Origin of the sequence: Ideonella azotifigens (assembly GCF_006519715.1) — a bacterium.
In the GTDB taxonomy this organism is placed as follows: domain Bacteria; phylum Pseudomonadota; class Gammaproteobacteria; order Burkholderiales; family Burkholderiaceae_C; genus Ideonella; species Ideonella azotifigens.
This window is the reverse complement of sequence record NZ_VIDT01000191.1, coordinates 1-8,533: the sequence shown is the minus strand read 5'-3', so window position 1 is coordinate 8,533 and position 8,533 is coordinate 1. Positions and strand designations below refer to the sequence as shown.

Annotated in this window: 7 protein-coding genes, 1 pseudogene and 1 riboswitch; of the genes and pseudogenes, 4 read left to right on the top strand and 4 right to left on the bottom strand. The window is 67.3% G+C overall.

Annotated features, from left to right (window positions below; genetic code table 11):
• Window positions 1-129 precede the first annotated feature (129 nt).
• Both feoB and FKP22_RS13425 read right to left on the bottom strand, forming a co-directional pair.
• Entirely contained in the window at window positions 130-2,046 is a 1,917-nt protein-coding gene (gene feoB, locus FKP22_RS13430) for a ferrous iron transport protein B (RefSeq protein WP_141287992.1), read from the bottom strand.
• A complete protein-coding gene (locus tag FKP22_RS13425; RefSeq protein WP_141287991.1) occupies window positions 2,043-2,315 on the bottom strand; it encodes a FeoA family protein in 273 nt (90 codons plus the stop codon). Before FKP22_RS13425 ends, feoB begins: the two co-directional genes overlap by 4 nt.
• Window positions 2,316-2,757: 442 nt before the next feature.
• On the opposite strand from FKP22_RS13425, the gene FKP22_RS13420 reads away from it, so the two are divergent.
• Entirely contained in the window at window positions 2,758-4,620 is a 1,863-nt protein-coding gene (locus tag FKP22_RS13420) for a phosphoenolpyruvate carboxykinase (GTP) (protein ID WP_141287990.1), read from the top strand.
• A gap of 51 nt (window positions 4,621-4,671) precedes the next feature.
• Here FKP22_RS13420 and FKP22_RS13415 read toward each other — a convergent pair whose 3' ends face one another.
• Window positions 4,672-5,244, bottom strand: a complete 573-nt coding sequence (locus FKP22_RS13415) for a TMEM165/GDT1 family protein (protein ID WP_141287989.1) — start codon at window positions 5,242-5,244, stop codon at window positions 4,672-4,674.
• Window positions 5,245-5,268: 24 nt separating this feature from the next.
• Window positions 5,269-5,456: riboswitch (yybP-ykoY riboswitch) on the bottom strand.
• Window positions 5,457-5,497: 41 nt separating this feature from the next.
• On the opposite strand from FKP22_RS13415, the gene FKP22_RS13410 reads away from it, so the two are divergent.
• Window positions 5,498-6,340, top strand: coding sequence for a metallophosphoesterase (locus tag FKP22_RS13410; RefSeq protein ID WP_141287988.1), 843 nt, complete (start codon window positions 5,498-5,500; stop codon window positions 6,338-6,340).
• A gap of 25 nt (window positions 6,341-6,365) precedes the next feature.
• Here FKP22_RS13410 and FKP22_RS13405 read toward each other — a convergent pair whose 3' ends face one another.
• Window positions 6,366-6,575, bottom strand: a complete 210-nt coding sequence (locus FKP22_RS13405; protein ID WP_141287987.1) for a hypothetical protein — start codon at window positions 6,573-6,575, stop codon at window positions 6,366-6,368.
• Between the two features lie 285 nt (window positions 6,576-6,860).
• Here FKP22_RS13405 and FKP22_RS13400 point away from each other — a divergent pair, with 285 nt between their 5' ends.
• Both FKP22_RS13400 and FKP22_RS13395 read left to right on the top strand, forming a co-directional pair.
• On the top strand, window positions 6,861-8,168 hold the full coding sequence (locus FKP22_RS13400; protein ID WP_141287986.1) for a D-amino acid dehydrogenase: 1,308 nt from the start codon (window positions 6,861-6,863) through the stop codon (window positions 8,166-8,168).
• Window positions 8,169-8,215: 47 nt separating this feature from the next.
• Window positions 8,216-8,533 (top strand): annotated as a pseudogene (locus FKP22_RS13395) (hypothetical protein); the annotation flags it as partial.

Genomic DNA, 8,533 nt, shown 5'->3' with positions numbered 1-8,533 from the left:
TTCGGCGCCAGCGGCAGCAGCTTGCGCGCCAAGCCCTGTCGCAGCGCTGCCGGCATCAGCGTCCACAGCGCATAGGCCAGGCTGCCGGCCACCAGTGAAAGGACGATCAGGTTCTGCATCAGCATGGCGTCAGCCTCCCAGCCAAAGGGTCACGTGATAGGTCACGAACGCTGCCGCGTAGGCCAGCGCGAAGAGGTAGGTCGCCATCCAGAACGGATAGCGCCAGCTGTTGGTCTCGCGCCGCACGGCGGCCAGCGTGGAAATGCACTGCGGCGCGAAGATGAACCAGGCCAGCAGCGCGTAAGCGGTGGCCAGCGACCAGTCTTGTGCAATCACCGGGGCCAGGCTTTCGGCAACCTGGTCGTCTGCCGCGGACAGCGAATACACCGTGCCCAGCGCGCCGACCACGACCTCGCGCGCCGCCATGCCGGGCACCAGCGCGATCGAGATCTGCCAGTTGAAGCCGATGGGCGCGAACACGTGTTCCAGCAGCTTGCCGAGCTGGCCGGCGAAGCTGTACTGGATGGGCGCGCCGGTGGCGCCTTCCGGTGCAGCCGGGTAGCTGGAGAGGAACCACAGCAGCACCGTCAGCGAGAAGATGATGGTGCCGACGCGGCGCATGAAGATGTGCGCGCGCTCCCACAGCCCCATCGCCAGGCTGCGCAGGCTGGGCACGCGGTACGGCGGCAGTTCCAGCATCAGCGGCTGGTAGCGGCTCTTGTGCCACACACGCTTGAAGACCCAGGCCACCGCGCAGGCGGACAGCACGCCGGCCAGGTACAGCGCAAACAGCGTCAGGCCGCGCAGGTTGAACGGGCCGACGGCGCGGTCCGGCACGAAGGCGCCGATCAGCAGCGCGTAGACCGGCAGCCGCGCCGAGCAGGTCATCAGCGGCGCGACCATGATGGTGGCCAGCCGGTCGCGCCAGTTGGCGATGGTGCGCGTGGCCATCACGCCCGGGATGGCGCAGGCGAAGCTGGACAGCAGTGGGATGAAGGCGCGGCCCGACAGCCCAACCTTGCCCATCAACTTGTCGAGCAGGAAGGCGGCGCGCGGCAGGTAGCCGGAGTCTTCCAGGATCAGGATGAAGAAGAACAGGATCAGGATCTGCGGCAGGAAGACGATCACGCCGCCGACGCCGGCGATCACGCCGTCGACCAGCAGGCTGCGCAGCGGGCCATCGGGCATGTGGGCGCTGGTCCACTCGCCCAATGCAGCCATGCTGTCCTTGATCAGGTCCATCGGCCAGTTGGCCCACGAGAACACGGCCTGGAAGATGATGAACAGCAGCGCGGCAAGGATCAGCGGGCCGATCCACGGATGCATCACCAGCGCGTCCAGCCGGGCGTCCAGCCGCGGCTTGCGCATGGGTTGTGGGGCGGCCAGTGCCAGGATGCGGGTGACCTCGCGCTGCAGCACGATGACTTCGTTCAGGCCGACCGCCGGCCGCGCGGCATGGCCGTGTTCGGTGACGGCGGCCGGAGCGGCTGGCAGGCGGCCAATGGCCTCGCCGAACTGCTGCAGAAGTCCGGTGTGGCCGTCGTTTTTCACGGCCACGGTCTCGACCACCGGGCAGCCAAGTTCGGCCGCGAGGATCTTGCTGTCGATCGCCAGGCCGCGCGCGCGGGCCACGTCTGCCATGTTCAGCGCCACGACCATCGGCCGGCCCAGCTCGCGCAGCTCCAGCACCAGGCGCAGGTTCATGCGCAGGTTGGTCGCGTCGACCACCGCGACGATCAGGTCCGGCACGTCTTCCCCGGCACGCCGGCCTTCGATGACCTCCAGCGTGACCTGCTCGTCCAGCGTGACTGGCCGCAGGCTGTAGACGCCCGGCAGGTCGATCACCGAGACCGTGCGGCCGCTGGCCAGGCGGGCCGTGCCGACCTTGCGCTCGACGGTGACGCCGGCGTAGTTGGCGACCTTCTGGCGCGCGCCGGTCAGCAGGTTGAACAGCGCGGTCTTGCCGCAGTTCGGGTTGCCGACCAGCGCGACGCTGGGTGCGCGGTCACCGAGCTCGCCCAAGGTCGCTGCGTTTGCCGCGCTCATGCCTGCCCCTCGGCCAGCTTTGCCGCGCCATCCAGGGCCACCTCGATGCAGACGGCTTCGGCCAGCCGCAGCGCGAACAGCGCATCGCCGACCATCACCGCCAGCGGCTCGCGCCCACCCGGCCCACGCTGCACCACTTGCACCGGCTCGCCCGGCAGGAAGCCCAGTTCGGCCAGACGCTGCAGCGCGGCTTCATCGAGATCAGCGCTGCGCGTTTGCAGCTGCGCCACGTGCGCGAGCGCACCGGTGGGGAGTTCGGACAACAGCATGGAGCAGATGGGAAGGATCGGCGGGTGAGCGTGCGGCGGGATGCCGGCGCGGCTTCGCATACAAATGAGAGTATGTCTCATTTGCACTCCCGGCGCTGCATCCACGGGTTTTGCTCGGCTTTTCCCCGTCGCCCATCCCGCTGCGGCCTCAGGCATCAGTCCATGCCGGATTTGCATGACGGATCGGTCACGCTTGGCGCACGATTACCTCGAAGTTACATTGAAGCGACGGATGCCTACCCATGGGACCAGGCTGCGGCTGGGCGACATTTCTGGAATTGCGATGTAACCGCTGCAGCACTGTCGCCGCCGTCAGGCACCCGCTCGCTCGCGGCATTGGGCGAGCCCCGCATGTGCCGGCAGGCCGTTTGGCCGCCGCTCCGGTGACATCGGCGAGGTTCGCCCAATCCCGTCTTTTGACTTTGATGATTGGAGCCTTGCCATGAACCGCCCCGTCGAGGAAGGTGTGCGTTTGAACGCGCCCGCCTATGTGAAGAACGCCCGCCTGCTGGCCTGGGTGGCCGAGGTCGCCGCGCTCACCGAGCCCAGCGACATCTACTGGTGTGATGGCTCCCAGCAGGAGTACGACCGCCTCTGCCAGCAACTGGTGGCTGCCGGCACCTTCAAGCAGCTGAACCCCGTCAAGCGCCCCGGCAGCTACCTGGCCTGCTCCGATCCTTCCGATGTGGCGCGGGTCGAAGACCGCACCTTCATCTGCGCCCAGCGCAAGGAAGACGCCGGCCCGACCAACAACTGGATGGCGCCCGCCGAGATGCGCGCGCTGCTGCAGACCGGTGAGCAGCCGCTGTTCAAGGGCAGCATGAAGGGCCGCACGATGTATGTCGTGCCGTTTTCGATGGGCCCGCTGGGCTCGCCGATCGCCCACATCGGCGTCGAACTGTCGGACTCGCCGTACGTGGCGGTCAACATGCGCGTGATGACCCGCATGGGCCGCGCAGCGGTCGAGCTGCTGGGCGTGGAAGGCGACTTCGTGCCCTGCGTGCACACCGTGGGTGCGCCACTGCAGGCCGGCGAGGCGGACGTCTCATGGCCCTGCAACAAGACCAAGTACATCGTGCACTATCCCGAGACGCGCGAGATCTGGTCCTACGGCTCCGGCTACGGCGGCAACGCGCTGCTGGGCAAGAAGTGCTTCGCGCTGCGCATCGCCTCGACCATGGGCCGTGACGAAGGCTGGCTGGCCGAGCACATGCTGATCCTGGGTGTCACGAGTCCGGCCGGCAAGAAGTACCACGTGGCCGCTGCCTTCCCCAGCGCCTGCGGCAAGACCAACTTCGCGATGCTGATCCCGCCGGCCGCGCTGGGCGACTGGAAGGTCACCACCATCGGCGACGACATCGCCTGGATCAAGCCGCGCGCCGACGGCAAGCTCTACGCGATCAACCCCGAGGCCGGCTACTTCGGCGTGGCCCCGGGCACCAATTTCGAAACCAACCCGAACTGCATGCACAGCCTGGACCGCGACGTGATCTTCACGAACGTGGCGCTGACCGACGACGGCGACGTCTGGTGGGAAGGCATGGGCCCGGCGCCCGCGCACGCCATCGACTGGCAGGGCAAGGACTGGACGCCGCAGATTGGCAAGGAAACGGGCGCCAAGGCCGCGCACCCGAACGCCCGCTTCACCGTTCCCGCCACCAACAACCCGGCGCTGGACCCGGCCTGGGACGACGCCGCCGGCGTGGCCATCGACGCGTTCATCTTCGGCGGCCGTCGCTCCACCACCGTGCCCTTGGTGACCGAGGCACGCGACTGGACCGAAGGTGTCTACATGGCCGCGACCATGGGCTCGGAAACCACCGCCGCGGCAGCCGGCCAGCAAGGCGTGGTGCGGCGCGACCCGTTCGCGATGCTGCCGTTCACCGGCTACAACATGAGCGACTACTTCCAGCACTGGCTGGACCTGGGCGCCAAGCTGCAGGCCGAAGGTGCGACGCTGCCGGCGATCTTCTGCGTCAACTGGTTCCGCAAGGGCGCGGATGGCAAGTTCGTCTGGCCGGGCTACGGCGACAACATGCGCGTGCTGAAGTGGATGGTCGAGCGCCTGGAAGGCCAGGCGCAGGCGACCGAACATTTCTTCGGCCTGAGCCCGCGCTACGAAGACCTGAGCTGGGAAGGCCTGGACTTCAGCCGCGAACAGTTCACCAGCATCATCAGCGCCGACCCGGCCGCCTGGACCGCCGAGCTGAAGTTGCACGACGAGCTTTTCAGTCAGCTGGCCTACCACCTGCCGGCCAAACTGAGCGCCACCAAGGCCAAGCTGGAGAAGGCGCTGGGCGCTTGAGGCGCAGTCAGCTCACCACCAGCAGCGCCCCGCGGGGCGCTTTTTTGATGCTCAGAACAGGTGGCCGACGTTGAACAGCGTCAGCAGGCCCAGCACCGCGAACACCGCGGCGGCAATGCCGTGCACCAGCGTCATCGAGACCTTGCGGGCGATCTGGTCGCCCAGGAAGACCGCGGGCACATTGGCCAGCATCATGCCCAGCGTGGTGCCTGCGACCACCGCGAACAGGTCGGCATAGCGGGCGGCCAACGCCACCGTGGCGATCTGCGTCTTGTCGCCCATCTCGGCAATGAAAAACGCGATCACCGTGGTGCCGAACACGCCAAAGCGGCTGCTGTTGCCCGCTGGGGCGTCGTCCAGCTTGTCCGGCACCATCATCCAGGCGGCCATGGCCAGGAAGGAGCCGCCAATCACCCAGCGCAACAGGTCCGGCCCCAGCAACGCAGCGACTGCGCCACCGATGGCGCCGGCAAAGGCATGGTTGATCAGCGTGGCGACCAGCACGCCGGCAATGATGGGCCAGGGCTTGCGGAACCGCGCGGCCAGCAAAACGGCCAGCAACTGCGTCTTGTCGCCCATTTCACCCAGCGCGACGACGCCGGTGGACACGAGGAAAGCTTCCATCTGAACAACTCCGGGGCCGGTACCAAGAAACCAGGACTGCACGCGCAACCCCGGCCCAACCGGAGGCGATGCAGTCAAAGGTCTTGCCAGGCCCAGCGGCGCTGAGGACCAGCGGCGCTTGGTGGTTGCTGTGCGCGCCATGGCCGTGAGGGCCAAGTGTGTTGACGCGGACCCCTGTGGGTACAGGGCGGCTACTCCCCAATGACGAGTAGCCGCCAGTATAGCCAGCGAGCCTGGATAGACTGCACCCGCCATGAAGATCCAACTGATGTCCGACTTGCACCTGGAGCGTGATCCAGGTTTTGTGCCCGTGCCGTTGCCCGGCGCCGACCTGCTGGTGCTGGCCGGCGACATCGGCTCCTACCAGGCCGGCTCGCGTCTGAAGGGCGACGATTTCGGCCTCGCGCGCTTCTCGCCCAAGGGCGCCGGCGCGGCTTGGCCCGAGGTGATGTTCCTGCCGGGCAACCACGAGTTCGACCACCTCGAATACCGGGCGACCTACGACAGGCTGCGCAGCCTGTGCGAGCAGCTGGGCATCGGCTGGCTGGAAGGCGAGGTGCTGGTGCGAGGGCGCGTGCGCTTCATCGGCAGCACCTTGTGGAGCGACTTCGATGCGCTCGCGCCGGCCGACGCCAGCGTCACCGAACAATTGCGGCTGCGCGAAAAAGCTTTCCGCGCAGCGAATTTCTACCTGCGCAAGAACACCAGCCTGCAGGATGGCCAGCCAATGCTGGCCGAAGCCGTGCGCGCGCTGTCACTCGCCAGCCAAGCCTGGTTGCGCGAGCAGCTGACCCAGCCGTTCGACGGCAACACGGTGGTGGTGACGCATTTCGCGCCATCGCTGCGCAGCGCGGACCCACGCTATGGCGTGAACCCCGGCACCGCAGGGTTCTGCAATGCGATGGACGACCTGCTGCCCCAGGCCCAGGTCTGGATGCATGGCCACCTGCATTGTTTCAACGACTACACGGTGCAGGGCAGCAGCACCGAAGGGCTGCCCTGGGCCTGCCGTGTCGTCGCCAACCCGCTGGGCTATGCGAACAAGGGCGAGCAGGCGGCTTACCGGCCCGGGCTGCTGATCGAGCTGCCGGACTGAGTCCCGATGTGGGCGCTCCGCGCGCTCAGTTGTTGTGGCGGCGGGCAAACCAGCCGCGGGACGGCGTTTGTCCACGGGCGCCACCAGGCTCGGTGTGATGCGGCAGCGGCGGCTGGTCCAGCGTGTATTCCATGCCAATGGCCGTGCCCATGTCGGCCGGGTCTTGTTGGTGGCTGGCGGAACCTGCAGGCAGACCGATCAGGCGGCGAAGCAGGCTGTTGGGCCGGGAATTCATGTGGACCTCTCCTCAAAAGTGTTAAGGAAAGTTTCGGCCGCGTCACACCCGGAGATAAGTTGAATGACGCCAAGAACCACACGCTATTCAGGGCTTTATCTTGGCCCACCTCGGCACACGCTTTGCACCTTCTGCAGAGGACGGCGCCCGTGCACCGGGTTGGGACATTCATGATTCTTATGAATGTCGAATTTCAGTAATCCACCTTTTCGATTTGGGCGCCGCCGTTGACAATTCGCCCAATGGGCCGCAAGACGCGGCCCGCATCTTTTGCGAGGCTGCGGCATGAAGGTCATTGTTCTCGGCGCCGGCATCATCGGCATCAGCACCGCCTGGTACCTGGCAGCCGAAGGCCATGAAGTCACGGTGGTGGACCGCCAGCCCGACGCGGCGCTGGAAACCAGCTTCGCCAATGGCGCGCAGATCTCCGTCTGCTTCTGCGAACCCTGGGCCAATGCCGGCGCGCCGCTGAAGGTCGCCAAATGGCTGCTGCGCGACGATGCGCCGCTGCTGTTCCGCCCGCGCATGGATCCGTACCAGTGGCGCTGGGGCGCCAAGTTCCTGACCCAGTGCACCGATGCCGCATTTGCACGCAACGTGCAGCAACTGGTTGCGCTGGGCGCCTACAGCCATGAATCGCTGAAGGCCTTGGTCAACGAGACGGGCATCGAATACAACCGTCTCGAGCGCGGCATCATGCATTTCTTCTCGTCGCAGGCCGACTTCGAGGCCGGAGCGCAGGCGGCCGGCCTGATGCGCGAGTACGGCGTGGACCGCCGCGTGCTGAGCCGCGAGGAAGTGCTGAAGGTCGAGCCGGCGCTGGCGGCCTTTGGCAGCCAGATCCACGGCGGCACCTATACCGCCAGCGATGAATCCGGCGACGCCCGTGTCTTCACGCAGGAACTGGCCCGCCGCTGCGCCGAGCGCGGCGTGAAGTTCCTCTGGCAACACGACGTGCTGGGCTTCGAGCGCAGCGGCGACGCCATCAGCAGCGTGCGCATCAAGGACCAAGTGACCGGCCAGGCCCGCACGCTGGTGGTCGACCAACTGGTGGCCGCGATGGGTTCGTACACCGCGCCCATGCTGCGCCCCATCGGCGTGGACCTGGACATCTACCCGGCCAAGGGCTACTCGGCGACGATGAAGCTCAAGCGCCCCGAAGCCGCCAGCACCGTGAGCCTGCTGGACGATGGCCGCAAGATCGCGATCTCGCGCCTGGGCGACAGCATCCGCATCGCCGGCACGGCCGAGATGGCCGGCTACGACACCCGGCTGGACACCAACACCGCCAAGGTGCGCTGCGCCTCGCTGGTGCAGCGCTACGAAGAGCTGTTCCCGGGCGTGGCCGATACCTCAGAGCCGAACTTCTGGACCGGCCTGCGCCCCAGCACGCCCACCAACATCCCCTACATCGGCCGCAGCAAGATCGGCAACCTTTGGCTCAACGCCGGCCACGGCACGCTGGGCTGGACCCACGGCGCCGGCTCCGGCCGGGCGCTGGCCGAGCTGATGTGTGGCCGCCAGCCGCAGCTGCAGTTCGGCTTCTGCGGCGAGGCCGCGCCCGCGCGCCAGCCCATGGTCCAGGTCGCCTGAAGCGCCGTCTGCAGCGTAACGGGCGGGCGTGACACAATCCCGCCCCCATGCCAGACGCCGCCTCCTCACACCCCAGCTCGGCGCGCCAGCCCGCCGTTCAAACCGCCGCCTTCTGCGCCATCGACTTCGGCACCTCGAACTCGGCCATCGCATTGCCTGACGATGGCGGCGTGCACCTGGTCGAGGTCGAGCCCGGCCAGCGCACCATGCCGACCTCCGTCTTCTACACGATGGAAGGCCAGCCGCCGCACGCCGACCCGCGCCGCCTCTACGGCCGCGCCGCGCTGGCCGCCTATGTGGACGGCGTCGAAGGCCGGCTGATGCGCTCGATGAAAAGCGTGCTCGGCTCACCGCTGATCGAGCAG

What these genes read in the sequence shown, in the direction of transcription:
- feoB (WP_141287992.1), bottom strand. Translation starts at nt 2,046, where the DNA reads ATGAGCGCGGCAAACGCAGCGACCTTGGGCGAGCTCGGTGACCGCGCA.
- FKP22_RS13425 (WP_141287991.1), bottom strand. Translation starts at nt 2,315, where the DNA reads ATGCTGTTGTCCGAACTCCCCACCGGTGCGCTCGCGCACGTGGCGCAG.
- FKP22_RS13420 (WP_141287990.1), top strand. Translation starts at nt 2,758, where the DNA reads ATGAACCGCCCCGTCGAGGAAGGTGTGCGTTTGAACGCGCCCGCCTAT.
- FKP22_RS13415 (WP_141287989.1), bottom strand. Translation starts at nt 5,244, where the DNA reads ATGGAAGCTTTCCTCGTGTCCACCGGCGTCGTCGCGCTGGGTGAAATG.
- FKP22_RS13410 (WP_141287988.1), top strand. Translation starts at nt 5,498, where the DNA reads ATGAAGATCCAACTGATGTCCGACTTGCACCTGGAGCGTGATCCAGGT.
- FKP22_RS13405 (WP_141287987.1), bottom strand. Translation starts at nt 6,575, where the DNA reads ATGAATTCCCGGCCCAACAGCCTGCTTCGCCGCCTGATCGGTCTGCCT.
- FKP22_RS13400 (WP_141287986.1), top strand. Translation starts at nt 6,861, where the DNA reads ATGAAGGTCATTGTTCTCGGCGCCGGCATCATCGGCATCAGCACCGCC.